Source organism: Aquicella siphonis, assembly GCF_902459485.1.
GTDB lineage: Bacteria > Pseudomonadota > Gammaproteobacteria > DSM-16500 > DSM-16500 > Aquicella > Aquicella siphonis.
Map to the genome: position 1 here is coordinate 1,165,909 of NZ_LR699119.1, position 17,760 is coordinate 1,183,668.

Consider the following 17,760-nt stretch of genomic DNA (forward strand, 5'->3'; position numbering starts at 1 on the left):
TGTCGCTTGCAATAACGATGGCAGCGTGCATGCGATTGATACAGGGAATGTTCAAATTGACAAAGGTGACAAATAATGCGACTTGGCGAATTGAATTATGATTTGGGAATTTCCCGGTTAATACCGGCGTGGAAGAATCTATTCTCGAAAGATTATCTGATGCCTGATTTGTTATCCGGTATCACCGTCGCTTTTATAGCTATTCCACTTTCGCTTGCTATCGCGCTGGCGTCAGGCGTTTCACCCGGATTGGGTTTGATCACGGCGATTATCGCGGGCATAGTATGCGCGTTATTCGGAGGCACTACGCTTGCCGTGAGCGGTCCGGCGGCTGCGATGTCTATTCTCATCGCTGACATCGTTGAAAAATTTGGTGTTCAATCTCTGATTCTGATTTGCGGGCTGGCTGGTCTGATGCAGCTTGGCAGCGGAATACTGGGCCTGGGAAGATTTGGGCGCTATGTGCCATTACCTGTCATCTCCGGGTTCACCGCAGGCATAGGCGTTATCATACTGATTGGCCAATTACCGCGTGCGTTTGGAATCGCGCCGCCGCCCGAATCCGATATTTTTTCCGTTCTTACGCATCTTAAAGAATATTTACACGCCATCAATGGAACTTGTATTTTCCTGGTAGCTTTGACCATTGGCGTTATTCATGGATTGCCAAAGCTTTTTCCACGCATTCCGGCGATTCTGCCCGCCGTTATCATCACCAGTCTTGTTGTATATGCATTCGATTTATCCGATGTTCCGTTAATTGGCGGCATTCCCAATACGCTGCCGCTTCCTCACTTTCCCCAGTCAACAAGCATTCCGCTTCAGGATCTCTTCTTTAATGCTGTTATTATTTACTTGCTTGCATCCCTGGAAACACTTTTGTCTTCCTCTGCGGTGGATAAGCTGGCAAAGGGTGAAAAACACGATGCAGACCAGGAATTAATTGGACAGGGAATGGGTAACATAGCGGTTTCTCTCTTTGGCGGCATACCGGTGACAGGTGTGATCGCGCGCTCGGCAACCAATGTCAGAGCAGGCGCTAAAACACGCAGATCCAGCATTATTCACTCGCTGATTATACTTTTGACTATTTTTTTCGCCGCTCCGCTCATTGGAGCCATACCGATCGCGGCACTGGCTGGCGTGTTATTCTCCGTGGCATTTTCCATGATTAATTACAAGGAGTTTTATGATTTATGGAAAACCACGCGCCCGGAGGCGGTCATTTACGCGGTTACATTTGTAACAATCATTTTTGTTGATTTGCTGGCCGGAGTGCAGGCCGGGATCATTGTGTCTTGCCTGATTGTATTGCTGCGAGCCACAAAAACCCACTTGCACATTACATCAAGTTCTCAAGACGGTATTGTGCGTTTAACATTAGTCGGTGCCTTGACTTTTCTTTCAACGGCAAAAATTGCTGATATTCAAAAGCAATTGAACGGTAAGAACGGACAAACCATTTTGATGGATTTATCGAATATCAGAAACCTGGATTTGTCAGGGGCGTCGGCTATTACTGATCTTTTTCATTATTGCAGGGCAAGAAATATTAACTTTTTCATCAAGGGCTTGCCGCGGCGCTTTGAGTCATTATTTGGTTTATGCGGGGGCGCGGCGATACTGGATGACTGGTATCTGGTATCAGAACATGAATTGCGTAATAAAATTGGGGAACATGCGCCTAAATCTTCCTATGGGCGTCTTGTCCATGGCTTTCGGCGTTTTCACGTACAAAGCCAGCATGATGACAAGCGTTTATTTGAGTATATTAATAAAAAACAAGATCCGCATACTTTGTTTATTGCCTGCTCAGACAGCCGGATTATTCCATCGCTGATTACATCCACGGATCCCGGCGAGCTTTTTATTATCCGTAATGTTGGAAATTATATTCCGCACTATCAGCCGCAAGCTCAGCACAGCGAAGCGGCAGCCATCGAATTTGCACTCGGCAATTTTCATATTACAGATATCGTGATATGCGGCCATGCCAATTGCGGTGCCATGAAAGCATGCCAGTCAGACAATATTGAGTCGCCTTCACAGTTAACCGCATGGATTAATATGATCCGGGCACAGCTTAATGTTGATAAGACGCCGGATGTGAATGATCTTGCGCGCATGAATGTGGTCAATCAGGTCAATAACCTCAAATTATATCCTATCGTTCAGGAAAAACTTTCTTCTGACAATCTCAAGATTCATGCGTGGTTTTATGATTTTGAGCAGCATTTGATTTATGAGTGGGACCATCAAGTGATGGATTTTAAATCCATGGCGGCAGAGCCGATACTGGATCTTGCTCAGGCTTGATTTTTTTTCACTGCAATGGTTTGTGCGTCAGGTGTTACAGGAAAGCTCTTCTTTATTGCTTCTTCCGGGACTGTCCGGTTTTTTTATGTTTTCCGAAGAACGCGAACACACTGCCCGGGTTGTCTGCGCGGCAGCGGCATGCCGCGCAGATGATATGACGATTTAACTCCAGTTGAGTATGATTTTTCCGGAATGCCCTGATCTCATGGTTTCAAAAGCCTGTTGATAATCACTAATTGAGAATTCATGTGTAATGACCGGAGCGATGTTTAACCCGCTTTGCAGCATGGTAATCATTTTATACCAGGTGTCATACATTTCACGGCCGTATATCCCTTTGATAATGAGTCCCTTCATGATGACCTGGCTCCAGTCTATCCCGGTATTATGCGGCAAAAAACCTAACAGGGCGATTTTACCGGCGTGATTCATGTGTGTGATCATATCAGTGAACGCCCCGGGGTTTCCGGACATTTCCATGCCCACATCAAAGCCTTCCTTCATGTCCAGTTGATCCATGACTTGTTTGAGAGATGTACGGGCAGTATTGACAGCCAGCGTTGCACCCATTTTTTCTGCCAGTTTCAGGCGGTATTCATTGACATCGGTTATGACGACATAACGCGCGCCCACATGTCGTGCGATGGCCGCCGCCATGATGCCAACAGGACCTGCGCCTGTGATTAACACATCTTCCCCCACGAGATCGAAGGATAAGGCCGTGTGCGCGGCATTTCCGAAGGGATCAAGAATAGAAGCCTGCTTGTCTGGCACTGATTCCGGGATGGGATAGGCATTGGTAGCCGGAATAGATAGATATTCCGCAAAACAGCCATTGCGGGTCACGCCGACGCTTACATTGCGGCGGCAAAGATGCGATCTGCCGGCACGGCAGTTGCGGCAATGTCCGCAGGCGATATGTCCTTCGCCCGAGACGCGGTCGCCGACCTTGTGGTAAGAATCCACTTCCTTTCCAATTTCCACGACTTCGCCGACAAATTCATGGCCCGCAACCAATGGCACTTTTATATGTTCCTGCGCCCATTCATCCCAATTGTAAATGTGGATGTCTGTCCCGCAGATCGCGGTTTTTTTGATCTTGATCAAGACGTCATTGGGTCCGACGGCAGGAGTGGGTACGTCTTGCATCCATATACCGGGTTCGGCTTTTGCCTTAACGAGCGCTTTCATGTGCTGCTCCTTTGATTACGCCTAAATGACGGCCAACTTTGGCGAACGCTGCAATGGCTTTATCCAGATGTTCTCTGTCATGGCCGGCGGACATTTGAGTGCGAATACGCGCATGGCCCTGCGGCACAACCGGATAGGAAAATCCAATGACGTAAACACCTTCTTGCAGCATTTGGTCTGCCATCAGGCTGGCAAGTTTCGCGTCACCCAGCATGACTGGAATAATGGGATGGTCGCCTGGAACCAGATGAAAGCCCAGTTTTTCCATTTCACTGCGGAAATACGCGCTGTTTTCGTGTACTTTCTTGATGAGATGCTGATTTGATTCAAGCATTTCCAGCACTTTGACTGAAGTGGCGGCGATTGTTGGCGCGAGGGTGTTGGAAAACAGGTAAGGGCGGGAACGCTGTCTCAGCCAGGCGACAATTTCCTTGCGGCTGCTGGTATATCCCCCTGACGCACCTCCCAGGGCTTTGCCCAGTGTTCCGGTAATAATATCCACGCGATCCATGACATGATGGTATTCATGCGTACCGCGTCCCTGTTTGCCCATGAATCCCACTGCATGGGAATCATCCACCATCACCATTGCATCATATTTGTCTGCGAGGTCGCAGATAGCGGGCAGGTTCGCGACAATTCCATCCATGGAAAACACACCGTCGGTAGCGATCAATTTGACGCGGCAATCCGCCGCCTCCTTTAGTTTTGCTTCAAGGTCCCGCATGTCGTTATTGTTGTAACGCATGCGCTTCGCCTTGCACAAACGAATTCCATCGATAATGCTGGCGTGATTCAGCGCATCACTGATGACCGCGTCTTCCGGGCCCAGGAGTGTTTCAAACAAACCGCCGTTGGCATCGAAGCAGGAAGAATACAGAATGGTGTCTTCCATTCCGAGAAAATGACTGATCTGTGTCTCAAGCTTTTTATGGACCGTCTGGGTTCCGCAGATAAAGCGTACGGATGACATGCCGTATCCATATTGGTCCAGTGAAAGTTTGGCCGCCTCAATAAGAGAGGGATCGTCGGCCAGGCCTAGGTAATTATTCGCGCACAGGTTGACAACATGCGAACCGTCTTGCAAGTCAATGACCGCTTTCTGTGGCGAAGTGATAATACGTTCCGCCTTGAACAGGCCGGTTTCTTTCAGCTGACTGGTTTCCGCAGCCAGAAATTTCAGATAATCATGTTTGTTCATGGTGAGATTCCTTCAATATTGCGGTGGATTATGGACCAGTCCTTACGCCAGTGACAAGAGGGACACGTAAACAATGGGCTGATTGGATTCCCCGGGCGGTTGGATCTTTGCCGCTGTGACATTTGCCCGAATCAATAACCAGGAAAATCTTCGACCTTGATTTTATTTTCCTCCACTCCCATTTCAACCAGCGTTTCCTGCAGGGCTGTGACCATGACAGGAGATCCACAGACATAATAGATGGGTTGATTCAGATCGGATATGTATTTTTTAATCATGGTATGCGTAATAAACCCGGTCTCGCCTTTCCATCCCTCATCCGTCATGGTCAAGGTGGGAACGAAAGTAAAATGGGGATTAAGCGTTTGCAGCAGGGATAGTTCCTGCAGGTAAGCGGCGTCTTTGATGGATTGGTTGCCGTAAAACAGGATTATTTTTTGCATGGACTGATGCCGGGTCGCGGATTGAATCATGCTGTAAAAGGGTGTGATACCTATTCCGCCCGCAATAAACACAGCAGGCGTGGAGGGATCATCGTGACAGATAAAATTACCGCTAGGTCCGGCAAATTTGATTTCACTGCCAAGCGGAAGCGTATTCAGAACGCGTTTGAAAGCCGAGGATTGAATGCGCATGGTCACCGCGATAAATTTATCTTCCGGCGTGCTCAACAGGGAAAATCGCCGCGTGATGCCGCCGGCATCGGTTTCGCTGGGATTGATCAGGGTGAATCCTCCATACTGGCCGGGTATGAATGTGAAACCGTCCGGTTTTTCAAACATGAATTCTACCGTATTATTCGCGACTTCCCGGCGGGATATCAATTTGAGTTTATGTATGGGCATGATGCTTCTCTAAATTCGATGTCAGGGTACAATTGCCCAACATCTTAATATATATTTCGACTTTTCTACAGGGAGACTTATCATGAAAATCCATAGCATTGGATTGAAAGCGGCTGCACTCGTAACAGGATTCATTTCCCCCGTTTGTATGGCTTCCCAGGCACTGACAAGTTATGATCAGCTGTTGCAGGCTCTGCATCAGGGCGATGATGTCAAGGCAATTGTTTATTTCGATAAATGTGTCTTGAAACCTTTGCCTGGCATCAAAATGCTCAAAGCCGAATCGGATACAGGCGGAACATCAACACGCATCAATTTTTCAATTTTTTCGCACTATAAAGTGAAAACTGACGCAGGACAGGAGCGCTATGTCATCGCGACGTCAAATACCATTTTGACTGAACATGCCGCTCTAGGCCTTGTTCATGCTTATGGGCGTCTGCGTGTCTATGAGGATAATTCCGCTGAATTTCACGCTGCCTACTATGACGCAAAAACCTATGCGCTAAAAGGCGGAGCAAATTATCTTTGTCGTATCAGCAGCGGCGCGGATGATGGTGCCGTGGTTTTGAAAGAGTAGCGAGGATTAATCAATCATCTCTTGGAGCTCAAGGGCTTGGTTTTGGAAGGCTCGTGTTTTTGAAAAGCCTCGCCAAAAAATTTCTCCCGGGTAAAGTCAGGCAAATTCAGCGTGGCAGGCCTTAATTGCCGGCACAGTTTTTCCAGCGCGGCGTTATTGGGATGGTGCATCATATACGGGAACTCACTGATGATGGTGATCAGATAGCTTGCAATCTGGTCATCATCAACCTGTTTTTTTTTCAGATGGCTCAAAATAGATATGATTTCATCCACCTGCTGGCGAGTGTCAGGCTGGTCATTTACAGCTTTTAAACTGGCAATTAATTCTTTTAATCGGGTATGATACATGCACTGCCCCTTCCTTTTACATTCAATCTGATATTCAGTATAGCAAGTAATTTTAAAGAGAAGCTTAAATGAAAGACCCTGCAAACCATGATTTTTTCGAGCATCCCGAAAAACTGCGTTGGGCCTGCCGCAGAGGCATGCTTGAACTTGATGTTTTATTAGGAAATTTTCTTAGCGAGGCTTACCCGGAACTGGCTAGGGAAGACAAGAAGCGTTTTGTCGCGCTTCTGAATTGTTCCGACCCAGAGTTGTTCGCCTGGCTGATGGGGAGCGCAACCCCTGAAGACAGTGATCTCGCCAGAATCACGGAAATCATTCATTCCCATGCACTGTCACGATTTTGAACTAAAGCTTTCCTGGCAATATATTATTCTCAGCTTGGTCCTGCTTTTATTCACCCTGGCTCTTTTGATTTCGCTAACGGCGGGGATATGGATCAGGCTGGGACTGATATCTGCCGCAGCCGTTTATGGAACAATAATCGTCCGGCGTCACGGTTTGCTATGCGGTGACCATGCCGTTTTACGCATTACCAGCCTGGGGCAGGGGCAGTGGTGTGTGCATACCCGGGCGGCGTTGCTCCAGGGCGTGCTCAAGGGTGACAGCACCGTGACCAGATGGGTGGCAGTCCTGCGCTTTCAAATTGAAGGGAGATATTTTCCGGTTACCTGCCTGGTTTTTCGGGATTCCTGTCGGCCTGGATACTACCGCCGTTTGCTGGTCACATTGAGTAATGATCAGTCATTGCGTCAATGATAAATCAATCGCGGAAACGGACATTCATCGGCTGGCGCCGCGAGACGCACGCTGCCTGTCAGCGGTCAACAGGCCTGGGATGGCCATTTTCATCTATAGCTACAAATGTGAACATGCCTTCCGCGGCTTTTTTAGGCTTCTCGTCTTGTAAAGCCAAGGTCCAGGCTTCCATCTTGAACTGCATGGAAGTTCTTCCCACCTTGACCAGATTGGCGTAACAACAGACCGTGTCACCCACGGTGACAGGGCGGATAAATACCAGTGAATCAATGGCAACCGTTACGACCCGGCTATGGGCGCGCCGCCGGCCAGCGAATCCGGCACCCATGTCCATGTGGGATACCAGCCACCCGCCAAAGATATCACCGTTTGCATTGGTATCAGCCGGCATGGCAACCGTTTGTATGACCAGCGTGCCTTGGGGTTCGCTCTGTTTATCTTCCATAATGTTTCCTTGTGATATAAAAACCCGCCTTAAGACAGTTTATCATCAAATGATTTTCAATATTAAGCATCCGCGGCTTGCATTGGGTAAGAGGGTGGTCAGGTTGGCTATTCCTGCGGCCGTTGTTCCGATATTTCCGGCTGTCATCTTGTGTGAAGCGGGGATAGCGGTATGGTAATCCATTGGTATATTGGATAAAAATACGTTACCATCATTCCCCTAAACGGGGTATCGTGTATCTATGCAAAATATTCGTAATTTTTCAATTATTGCCCATATCGATCATGGTAAGTCGACGCTGGCAGACCGTCTGATACAGCTTTGCGGCGGACTGAGTGAACGCGAAATGCAGGCGCAGGTTCTGGATTCCATGGACTTGGAGCGAGAGCGCGGCATCACCATCAAGGCTCATAGTGTGACTCTGCATTATAAGGCAAAAAATGGCCAGACTTACCAGCTTAACTTTATTGATACACCCGGTCATGTTGATTTCTCGTACGAGGTGTCACGATCTCTCGCAGCCTGTGAGGGCGCGCTGCTGGTAGTGGACGCCGGACAAGGCGTGGAAGCGCAGACGGTCGCGGTTTGCTATACCGCCCTGGATCAAGGGCTGGAAGTCGTGCCGGTGCTCAATAAAATTGATTTGCCACAGGCTGATCCGGACCGCGTGATTCATGAAATCGAAGACATCATCGGCCTGGAAGCGCAAAACGCGGTGCGCATCAGTGCGAAACAAGGCCTGGGTATAGAAGAATTACTGGAAAGACTGATTACAGACATACCAGCGCCCACAGGCGACCCTGACGCTCCTCTGCAGGCCCTGATTATCGATTCATGGTTTGACTCCTATCTGGGCGTGGTCTCGCTGGTGCGGGTTAAAAACGGTGTTTTGAAGTCGGGTGAAAAAATGCAAGTCATGTCAACAGGCAGGGCGCATGAAGTCACAGGACTGGGTGTTTTTACACCCAAGCGCTTTCCAACCGACGCATTGCGGGCGGGCGAAGTCGGTTATGTGATTGCCGGCATCAAGGACATTAACGGCGCTCCGGTTGGTGACACGCTGACACATGCGCATCATCCGGCAACCGATATGCTTCCAGGATTCAAAAAGGTCAAGCCCCAGGTTTATGCCGGTTTGTTTCCCATCCACTCGGATGACTTCCCCGCGCTGCGTGATGCGCTGAGCAAGCTGCGTCTTAACGATGCCGCTCTTTTCTTTGAGCCAGAGTCGTCTGAAGCATTGGGATTTGGGTTTCGCTGCGGATTTCTTGGCATGCTGCATATGGAAATTGTGCAGGAGCGCCTGGAACGTGAATACAACCTCGAGCTGATTACAACGGCGCCGACCGTCGTTTACGAAGTATTATCAACCAAGGGTGAAATTCTGCATGTGGATAATCCATCGAAGCTCCCCCCGGTCAATCATATCGAAGAAATCCGCGAACCGATCGCGCGTGCCAACATTCTGGTTCCCCAGGCGCACCTTGGCAGTGTCATTACCTTGTGTGTGGAAAAACGCGGGGTGCAAAAAAGTATGTTGTTTCACGGCAGTCAGGTTGCGCTGGTTTACGAACTTCCCATGGGTGAAATTGTCATGGATTTCTTTGACAGGCTTAAATCCGTCAGCCGCGGTTACGCCTCTCTGGATTACAGCTTTTCACATTTCCAGACAGCCGACCTGGTCAAGCTGGATATCATGATTAACGGCGAACGCGTCGATGCTCTCGCCACAATTGTCCACAGAGAACAGGCGCAATCGCGAGGACGTCTTGTCACGGAAAAAATGCGTGAACTGATACCGCGGCAAATGTTTGATGTGGCGGTGCAGGCGTCCATTGGCAGTACCATTATCGCACGCCAGACTGTCAAGGCAATGCGGAAAAACGTCACGGCCAAGTGTTACGGCGGTGATATTTCACGTAAACGCAAATTGCTGGAAAAGCAGAAGGAAGGAAAAAAGCGCATGAAACAACTGGGCAGCGTTGAAGTCCCGCAGGAAGCATTTCTTGCCGTGTTGAAAATAGACGATAAAAAATAGCCGTGGTCGCGGCATTCGCGGTCTGCGGCCGCATGAAGGTGCGTCCTGTTCAAGATGACAAACAAACCAAACCCTGTGACGGGGAAATATAAGAGAAACTGACGATGAATTTTAATTTTGAAATGATCTTGTTCTACGCGACCGTGATATCGGGTTTGATCGCCTTGTTTGACATTTTGTTTCTGGCGCGCAGGAGACAGCTGGCTCAGAAGGACGCCGCGGAAATCAAGCTGCCGATTATTGTCGATTATGCGCGGTCATTCTTTCCCGTGCTGCTCATTGTCTTCCTGCTGCGTTCCTTTTTGTTTGAACCCTTTCGCATTCCGTCCGGTTCACTGGAGCCAACCTTGTTGACCGGCGATTTTATTCTCGTCAACAAATACGATTACGGTATCCGTCTTCCTGTTGTGCACACAAAAATCTACACGAGCGGCGCGCCGAAACGAGGGGACATCATGGTATTCCGCTGGCCGCCCAACCCATCCTATGATTTCATCAAACGCGTGATCGGACTGCCGGGCGATAAAATCAGTTATATCAATAAAGAGTTGTACGTGAACGGACAAAAAATTCCACAGGAATATTTAAAGGAAAGTCTGGCAGTCAATGAAACAGGCAGCGAATGGCAGGCACAGGAAAAACAGGAAGACCTGCTGGGCGTGAAACACCGCATTTATATCGACACAGCCAAGTCCAGCCAGGATTTTCATGACATTATTGTTCCAAAAGGCATGTATTTTGTCATGGGTGACAACCGCGACGACAGCGCTGACAGCCGTTATTGGGGATTTGTGCCCGATAAAAACATAGTCGGCAAGGCGGTTCTGGTATGGCTGAGCTGGGACGGCGCCAAAAAGAACTTGCGCTTTAACCGCATGGGAAAACTGATTCATTAACGGAAACAGAATGAGTGACGAACTATCTTTAAAGCTAAATTATGAATTTAAACAGCCCAAGTATCTCAAGATTGCATTAACGCATCGCAGCAAGGGCGGCGAACATAATGAACGGCTGGAGTTTTTAGGCGACGCGGTTGTGAACTTTGTAATTGCCGAAATTCTATATCAGCAGTTTTCCAAGGCGACGGAAGGCGAGTTAAGCCGCTGGCGCGCGTCGCTGGTCAATCGCGACACCCTGGCTGACCTGGCCAAGGAATTTGGACTGGGACGATTCCTGTTTTTGGGGCCCGGTGAATTGCGCAGCGGCGGCAGTGAAAGGCAATCCATTCTCTCCTGCGCGATGGAAGCCATTATCGGCGCTGTCTATCTGGATGGGGGATTCGATACCGCCAGAAGGAAAATCGCGGAATGGTACAGCCCTTTGCTGCAATCCTTGTCGTCAGCATCCAATCATAAAGACCCCAAGACGCTGTTGCAGGAATACCTGCAAAGCCGCCGCATGGCACTGCCCGTATACAAGGTTGAAGCCATTTCCGGTGAGGCGCATCAGCAGGTTTTCACCGTGAGCTGCGCGGTTGAAGGCCTGGAACAGCAGACACTGGGAAAAGGAACAAGCAGGCGCAGGGCAGAACAAGACGCGGCGCAAGCCATGCTGTCGGCATTGAAAAAATGATTAATCTGGGCGTTCTGACGCTGTCGCCAACCAAAGAGGCATGTGTATATGGGTGAAGCAAATATAAAAAAATCCGGTTTTGTCGCGATTATTGGCCGGCCGAATGTAGGTAAGTCAACCTTGTTGAATTGTCTGGTTGGCGAAAAAGTCAGTATTACTTCTCCCAAGCCGCAAACTACCCGATGGCAGATCCTGGGTATCAAGATTTTTCATCAAGCCCAAATCATCTATATCGATACTCCCGGATTGCATCGTGATGAAAAGCGCGCCATGAATCGCTATATGAACCGCATTGCCAACGCTGTGATTCTGGATGCGGATGTGATCGTTTTCATGGTGGATGCCACCAGCTGGCGCGGTGAAGACGAAATGGTGTTGAAAAAATTACAGCAATCTGAAAAGCCGGTGATACTTGCCATTAACAAGGTGGATTTGCTCAAGGATAAAAGCGATTTGCTGCCGCTGATTGATCAATTGAAAGATAAATTTCACTTCACCCATATTATTCCCCTCTCGGCCATGGCCAGGGACAACACAGAACATCTTGAGGTTGAAATCGCCAAGCTGCTGCCTGAAGGGCCGCAGCTGTACCCGGATGAACAAGTCACTGATAAAAGCATGCGTTTCCAGGTGGCGGAAATCATACGCGAAAAACTGATTCACGCGACGGAAGAAGAATTGCCTTATACCACCACTGTTGAAATCGAACAATTTCAGCCAGGCGAAAAACTGACTGAGATAGGCGCAATCATATGGGTTGAGCGCCAGGGCCAAAAAATCATTATCATAGGCAAGAAAGGCGCGCGGCTGAAAAAAGTCGGAATGCAGGCGCGACGCGAGATAGAGAAACGTCTGGGTCAGAAAGTCTTTTTGCGTCTCTGGGTCAAGGTAAAAGAAAACTGGACGGATGATGACAAGGCGCTCAGGAGCCTGGGTTATGAATGACAGGACGGTGCGGCGATGAAGCGAGTCAATCTTCAGCCTGCTTACGTGCTGCACCGGCGTTCGTATCGTGAAAGCAGCTTTCTGATTGAATTATTCACGCCTGAGCATGGCCGCTTGACTGTTGTTGCCCGTGGCGCGCGCAAATCGCGTTCCGCCAGCCCCGGCCTGCTGCAACCCTTTGTTCCGCTGCTGGTTTCCTTTGCCGGAAAAGGCGAGCTGATGGCTTTGTCCCACGCTGAAGCGCACGGCATGATGAGACAATTGCGTGGTGAATGCCTGTTTGCCGGCTTTTATCTTAACGAGTTATTGATGTGTCTTCTGCAAAAATGGGATTCACACCCGGGTTTGTATGCGGCATATGAAAATGCCGTCGCGGCCCTGTTTGACGGCCCCCTGCAGCAGAAAGTCTTGCGCTCATTTGAAAAATGCCTTCTGGAGGAAATCGGCTACGGCCTTCTGCCAAAATCGGAAAATTCCCTGCATAATACCTTTTCTCCGGATCAGTTTTACCGGTTTATGCCGGAGCACGGCTTTGTTTTGTGTGAGCCAGGCGGTTATCGTGAATCTGGCCGTACGCCGGACGGAAAACGGGTTACCCAGGGAAATATTTTTTCAGGGAAAAGTTTAATTGCCATCGCCAAAGACGACTGGCAGGATGAGACCTGTCTACAGGACGCCAAGCGCCTGACCCGGTTTGTGCTTGCGCCCTTGCTAGGGAGCAGACCAATATATAGCCGGCGTTTATTTATGCAGCTGGATGAGGAAAAGCAAAATGAAGAATAACGCGATTTTACTGGGTGTAAACATTGATCACGTGGCGACGTTGCGACAGGCAAGGTTAACCCGTTACCCGGACCCCGTCGAAGCGGTTTTTGCGGCTGAAAACGGCGGTGCGGACGGAATCACCATTCATTTGCGTGAAGACCGGCGCCATATTCAGGAACGCGATGTGGAATTGATCAAGGCGGTCACGCAAACGCGCTTGAATCTTGAAATGGCGGTGACTGAATCCATGCTGGCCTATGCTGAAAAAATCCAGCCTGAACACATCTGTCTCGTGCCTGAAAAACGGGCAGAATTGACCACGGAAGGCGGACTGGATGTCGTCACGCACGAGGCGCACATTCATGAGGCGGTGCGTCGTTTGAAACGGGCTGGAATGGAAGTATCCCTGTTTATCGATCCAGACGTCAAACAGATTGAGGCGGCGCTGCGATGTGACGCGCCAGTGATTGAAATTCATACCGGCGCCTACGCAGACGCGCAAACTGACAGTGATCGCGACAAGGAGTTAAGGCGTATTGTCAAAGCGGTGCATTTTGCGCATCAGGCAGGATTGATAGTCAATGCCGGACATGGATTGAACTATCAAAATGTTCAGGCTATCGCCGGCATTGCTGAAATTAATGAGTTGAATATTGGCCATGCCATTATTGCCCGCGCGGTGTTCATCGGGTTGATACATGCTGTTCGCGAAATGAAGCGGTTAATGGTGGAGGCAAGAAAATGATTCGTACCCGTTTTTCTCCCAGTCCCACCGGGATGATCCACCTTGGCAACGCGCGCGCGGCTTTATTCAGTGCGTTATATGCCGCCAGACATCATGGCGTGTTTATACTCCGCATAGAAGATACAGATGCGGCGCGTTCTGAAATCCGTTTTGTGGAATCACTGGAAAATGACTTGAACTGGCTGGGCGTGCACTGGGGAGAAGGGCCGGGCGTGCATGGCGATTATGGGCCGTACTGGCAGTCTCAGCGGCAGGATATTTATGCGAAATATTATAAAGTCCTGGAAGAAAAAAAACTGATCTATCCCTGTTTTTGCACAGACCAGGAATTATTACTCGCGCGTAAAAGACAGTTATCCCGCGGCCAGGCGCCCCGTTATGCCGGAACCTGCCGACAGTTGACACCTGCGGACATTCAATCCCGCCTTGATGAAGGCAAAAAACCCGCCTGGCGCTATTCCGTTCCCGCAGATCAGTCCATTGAATTTGTGGACACAGTGAAAGGACCGCAGCATTTCAGAAGCGATGATATCGGCGATTTTATCGTCAGACGCGCGGACGGCACCGCGCCGTTTTTGTTTTGCAACGCAATAGACGACGCGACGATGAAAGTGACGCATGTGCTGCGCGGCGAAGACCATCTGGCGAACACGCCGCGGCAAATCATGCTGTTGCGAGCCATGTCGCTGCACACGCCGCACTACGGCCATTTGTCGCTGATTGTAGGCGAAGATGGGGCGCCGCTGTCCAAGCGCCATGGCAGCTACAGCGTGCATGAATTGCGCGAACAAGGTTTTCTTCCGGCTGCGATTATTAATTATCTGGCACGGTTAGGTCATACCTGCGACACGCAGGACCTGTTGTCATTTGATCATCTGGCGCAACACTTTTATCTGGAAAGGCTGAGCCGCTCACCCGCGCGCTTTGACGCGAGTCAATTAATGTTCTGGCAAAAGACCGCTGTCCAGGCTCTGGATATGCCTGAAATGATACGCTGGCTTGGAGAAAGCGTCCTCAACCAGGTTCCGGAAAACGCACGTAAATTATTCATTGATACTGTCAAATCCAATATTGAATTTCCACAGGATGCGGCTGACTGGTCCAGGATTTTCTTTCATGAAACCGTAGAGATGGATCAGGAAGGGCTGCAGATCATTCGTGATGCAGGCGAACAGTTTTTTGTGGAAGCCGAGCAGGCCATTGACAAATACGGAACTGATCTGGATCCGGTGCTGGCTGAGATGAAAAAAACCCTGGGCGTGCAAGGCAAGAAATTATTCATGCCTTTACGCGTTGCGCTCACCGGCAAGACTCACGGCCCCGAGCTTGCGCTTATCGCGCAGTTACTGGGTCAAGGCAAATTGAAACACCGTATGGGGCTGGCATTCAAATTGGCAAGTAAAAATTAAACAGGCTGGGGCAGACTATGTTGCAAATACACAATACTCTCACGCGGCAAAAACAGGAATTCATTCCCATGGTCCCGGGAAAAGTGGGCATGTATGTTTGCGGCGTCACAGTTTACGATTATTGCCATCTGGGACACGCGCGCACGTACACCTCCGTCGATGTGATTATCCGTTATTTGCGCTGGCGCGGGTATGAAGTGAATCATGTGAGGAATATCACGGATATCGATGATAAAATTATCAAGCGCGCAAGTGAAAACAATGAGGAGTACCGGGTAGTCACGGAACGCTTCACGCGCGCCATGCATGAAGATTTTTCTGCGCTGGGCCTGACCGCTCCCGAATTCGAACCGCGGGCAACAGACTATATTCCTCAAATGATTGGCCTGATAGAAAAAATCATCGCCAATCAGCACGCATATGTAGGCGCCAATGGCGATGTTTACTTTGACGTGCGCAGTTTCCAATCCTATGGCTGTTTATCGCATCACGATATTGAACAACTGGAAAGCGGCGCGCGTGTTGAAATATCGGAAGTCAAACGCGATCCGCTGGATTTTGTCTTGTGGAAGCTGGCCAAACCCGGCGAGCCTTCCTGGGACTCCCCGTGGGGCAAGGGCAGGCCAGGCTGGCATATCGAGTGCTCGGCCATGTCCATGGATTTGCTGGGAAAACACTTTGATATCCATGCGGGCGGCCGTGATCTGATCTTTCCCCACCATGAAAATGAAATCGCCCAATCTGAAGCCGCGTCTAAACATCCATTCGTAAACCTCTGGATGCACACTGGTTTTTTACAGATGGAAAAGGAAAAAATGTCCAAGTCACTGGGGAATTTCGTGACTATACGCGATGTTCTGCGTGAACACGAACCCGAAGTCTTGAGATTTTTTTTGATTTCCAGCCATTATCGCAGTCCGCTGATTTATACCACCGATGCGCTTTATCAATCCAGGCAATCGCTGGAACGCTTTTACACCGCCTTGCGCCATCTATCCGATGCTCCGCATCCTGAAAATACCCGTTTTGAAAACCAGTTTATGGCCGCGATGGATGATGATTTTAATACACCGGTTGCCTTGTCCGCTCTTTTTGATCTGGCGCATGAAATTCAGCGCTTGAGAAATAAAGACATGCGCGCAGCCGCAGCCCATGGCGCTTTGTTAAAGCGCCTGGGCGGCGTCCTGGGAATATTACAAACCGCGCCGGAAACATTTTTCCAGACCGGCGGCGAGACGGATCCCGCTAAAATCGAGGCGCTGATAGCCCAGCGCCAGCAGGCGCGTCGTGAAAAAAACTGGGCTGAAGCTGACAGGATCAGGGATGAACTGGCAAGCATGTTTGTCGTAATAGAAGACAGTCCTCAGGGAACTACGTGGAAATTCCTGAAATAACATTCATGGATATATTCAAGCGCATTGAATAACAGAAAAAGGATTATTTCATCATCCTGAGTTCCTGAAAACCTTGAATCAGATGGTCACGCTCATCATGAAGACAAGCGTGATCAATGATGAATTCGTGCCGGGCGAACCAGTATTTTAACGGCCGCATGAATTCTGTCCTGGGCAGATAGAGGCCGCTTTTATTGTTTATCAGTTCCACACAGATTCCTTGCGATGATTTTTTCAGAAAGACTTCGCCGGCGCCGCAAACTTTTTCACCGCCGCACAAATTAATATGATAGGAAGTATTGGCGCCTATGGAAAAAACCACGTTACCATGCAAGTCAATGGCATAGGTAAATGACATGACTTCATTGTCGCCGCATTTCATCATTAATTCTCGTATGCCGTTCAAGTCGTATACTGTCTGAGACGACCTGATTTCCAGTGACGGCCACCGCACAGGAGCATACACTTTTCTGTCCGGGATTAATTCAATCTGTAATGACAATTTACGTTCCAGCCAGGATTTTATTGATTTGAGGCATTGATCCGGAAACTGACCGCAAATGACCACTGAAGCAGTAATCAGATTAAATATTTTTTGGGCGAGGGTGTAATTTCTTGATTTGATACACTCGGACAGTTCTGTGAATTGTGTTTTGTTAATTTTAGACTCAAGCGATTGACTATCGCAACTCGCTCGCAGCTTATCCAAAAAAATCCCTATCATGTTGTGTTTGACAAATGAATACAATTCCCTGGTCACATTTTCACAACGAGATGTTCTCAGGCCAAAGAAACCGATTTGTATATAAGTAAACTGTGAATCATCCAGTATCGAATCACAGTAATTCAATAGAGAGATCAAATTCTCTTCACTCAAGTCTCCGCTTTGTTCCAGCGAGAGTAATTTTTGTTTTAATTGTTCCAGTTTCTGGTATTTATAAGGAGTGGTATTCAGCTGAACTTTTTCTATGGTTGTGATGGGTGTTCTGAACGCGGTAAACATGGCGGCAGTCTCGCACTATTTATTCTAGCCTGTCAGTCGTAACCCGCAGGTTCAAGGCGTGCCAGTCGATTTCACAAGAGTAATATTCCGGTTGGCCAAATCTTATCGTGTGTGAGTCAAGCCCGGATTGCCCGCTCAGGTATTTACTTAATTTGCGGCCAACCGTGATCTCCGCCAGGCAGACATGTACTTGATTATTCATTAT

The 17,760-nt window shown here is 49.0% G+C and carries 19 protein-coding genes; 12 read left to right on the forward strand and 7 right to left on the reverse strand.

The features are described from left to right. Window positions 1-75 precede the first annotated feature (75 nt). Window positions 76-2,316, forward strand: a complete 2,241-nt coding sequence (locus AQULUS_RS05445; protein ID WP_148339078.1) for a bifunctional SulP family inorganic anion transporter/carbonic anhydrase — start codon at window positions 76-78, stop codon at window positions 2,314-2,316. A 162-nt stretch (window positions 2,317-2,478) separates the two neighbouring features. Here AQULUS_RS05445 and tdh read toward each other — a convergent pair whose 3' ends face one another. The 3 genes from tdh to AQULUS_RS05460 all read right to left on the reverse strand — a co-directional run bounded on the left by tdh (window position 2,479) and on the right by AQULUS_RS05460 (window position 5,553). Continuing rightward, on the reverse strand, window positions 2,479-3,507 hold the full coding sequence (gene tdh, locus AQULUS_RS05450; protein ID WP_148339079.1) for an L-threonine 3-dehydrogenase: 1,029 nt from the start codon (window positions 3,505-3,507) through the stop codon (window positions 2,479-2,481). Then, window positions 3,491-4,708: a glycine C-acetyltransferase gene (locus AQULUS_RS05455; protein WP_148339080.1), complete on the reverse strand. Its 1,218-nt coding sequence runs from the start codon at window positions 4,706-4,708 to the stop codon at window positions 3,491-3,493. Before AQULUS_RS05455 ends, tdh begins: the two co-directional genes overlap by 17 nt. A gap of 131 nt (window positions 4,709-4,839) precedes the next feature. Further along, complete coding sequence (locus tag AQULUS_RS05460) at window positions 4,840-5,553, reverse strand: ferredoxin--NADP reductase (protein ID WP_148339081.1); 714 nt, start codon at window positions 5,551-5,553, stop codon at window positions 4,840-4,842. An 82-nt stretch (window positions 5,554-5,635) separates the two neighbouring features. Between AQULUS_RS05460 and AQULUS_RS05465 the strand changes: the two genes are divergently transcribed. Beyond that, window positions 5,636-6,133, forward strand: coding sequence for a hypothetical protein (locus AQULUS_RS05465; protein WP_148339082.1), 498 nt, complete (start codon window positions 5,636-5,638; stop codon window positions 6,131-6,133). A gap of 14 nt (window positions 6,134-6,147) precedes the next feature. Here AQULUS_RS05465 and AQULUS_RS05470 read toward each other — a convergent pair whose 3' ends face one another. Continuing rightward, window positions 6,148-6,483 (reverse strand): hypothetical protein, encoded by a 336-nt coding sequence (locus AQULUS_RS05470; protein ID WP_148339083.1) that lies wholly within the window; start codon window positions 6,481-6,483, stop codon window positions 6,148-6,150. Window positions 6,484-6,551: 68 nt separating this feature from the next. On the opposite strand from AQULUS_RS05470, the gene AQULUS_RS05475 reads away from it, so the two are divergent. Continuing rightward, window positions 6,552-6,827, forward strand: a complete 276-nt coding sequence (locus AQULUS_RS05475; RefSeq protein ID WP_148339084.1) for an FAD assembly factor SdhE — start codon at window positions 6,552-6,554, stop codon at window positions 6,825-6,827. Further along, window positions 6,808-7,239 carry a protein YgfX gene (locus tag AQULUS_RS05480; RefSeq protein ID WP_148339085.1) on the forward strand — a complete coding sequence of 144 codons (432 nt, stop codon included), beginning with the start codon at window positions 6,808-6,810 and terminating at the stop codon, window positions 7,237-7,239. Before AQULUS_RS05475 ends, AQULUS_RS05480 begins: the two co-directional genes overlap by 20 nt. Window positions 7,240-7,297: 58 nt before the next feature. Here AQULUS_RS05480 and AQULUS_RS05485 read toward each other — a convergent pair whose 3' ends face one another. Then, window positions 7,298-7,684 (reverse strand): acyl-CoA thioesterase, encoded by a 387-nt coding sequence (locus AQULUS_RS05485; protein ID WP_148339086.1) that lies wholly within the window; start codon window positions 7,682-7,684, stop codon window positions 7,298-7,300. Between the two features lie 241 nt (window positions 7,685-7,925). Here AQULUS_RS05485 and lepA point away from each other — a divergent pair, with 241 nt between their 5' ends. From lepA to cysS, 8 genes are all read left to right on the forward strand, one after another. After that, window positions 7,926-9,722: a translation elongation factor 4 gene (lepA, locus tag AQULUS_RS05490; RefSeq protein WP_148339087.1), complete on the forward strand. Its 1,797-nt coding sequence runs from the start codon at window positions 7,926-7,928 to the stop codon at window positions 9,720-9,722. Between the two features lie 104 nt (window positions 9,723-9,826). Then, window positions 9,827-10,618 carry a signal peptidase I gene (gene lepB / locus AQULUS_RS05495; RefSeq protein WP_148339088.1) on the forward strand — a complete coding sequence of 264 codons (792 nt, stop codon included), beginning with the start codon at window positions 9,827-9,829 and terminating at the stop codon, window positions 10,616-10,618. Window positions 10,619-10,628: 10 nt separating this feature from the next. After that, window positions 10,629-11,294, forward strand: coding sequence for a ribonuclease III (gene rnc, locus AQULUS_RS05500; RefSeq protein WP_148339089.1), 666 nt, complete (start codon window positions 10,629-10,631; stop codon window positions 11,292-11,294). A gap of 48 nt (window positions 11,295-11,342) precedes the next feature. Then, window positions 11,343-12,239, forward strand: a complete 897-nt coding sequence (gene era, locus AQULUS_RS05505; protein WP_148339090.1) for a GTPase Era — start codon at window positions 11,343-11,345, stop codon at window positions 12,237-12,239. 15 nt (window positions 12,240-12,254) lie between these two features. Beyond that, a complete protein-coding gene (gene recO, locus AQULUS_RS05510; protein ID WP_148339091.1) occupies window positions 12,255-13,022 on the forward strand; it encodes a DNA repair protein RecO in 768 nt (255 codons plus the stop codon). After that, window positions 13,012-13,749, forward strand: a complete 738-nt coding sequence (pdxJ, locus tag AQULUS_RS05515; RefSeq protein WP_172622749.1) for a pyridoxine 5'-phosphate synthase — start codon at window positions 13,012-13,014, stop codon at window positions 13,747-13,749. The genes recO and pdxJ overlap by 11 nt, the downstream gene beginning before the upstream one ends. Continuing rightward, entirely contained in the window at window positions 13,746-15,158 is a 1,413-nt protein-coding gene (gene gltX / locus AQULUS_RS05520) for a glutamate--tRNA ligase (protein WP_148339093.1), read from the forward strand. The genes pdxJ and gltX overlap by 4 nt, the downstream gene beginning before the upstream one ends. 17 nt (window positions 15,159-15,175) lie before the next feature. After that, a complete protein-coding gene (gene cysS, locus AQULUS_RS05525; protein WP_148339094.1) occupies window positions 15,176-16,552 on the forward strand; it encodes a cysteine--tRNA ligase in 1,377 nt (458 codons plus the stop codon). A gap of 43 nt (window positions 16,553-16,595) precedes the next feature. On the opposite strand, the gene AQULUS_RS05530 is transcribed toward cysS, so the two are convergent. Next, window positions 16,596-17,555, reverse strand: a complete 960-nt coding sequence (locus AQULUS_RS05530) for a hypothetical protein (protein WP_148339095.1) — start codon at window positions 17,553-17,555, stop codon at window positions 16,596-16,598. Window positions 17,556-17,574: 19 nt separating this feature from the next. Then, window positions 17,575-17,757, reverse strand: coding sequence for a hypothetical protein (locus tag AQULUS_RS05535; protein WP_148339096.1), 183 nt, complete (start codon window positions 17,755-17,757; stop codon window positions 17,575-17,577). Window positions 17,758-17,760: the final 3 nt, after the last annotated feature.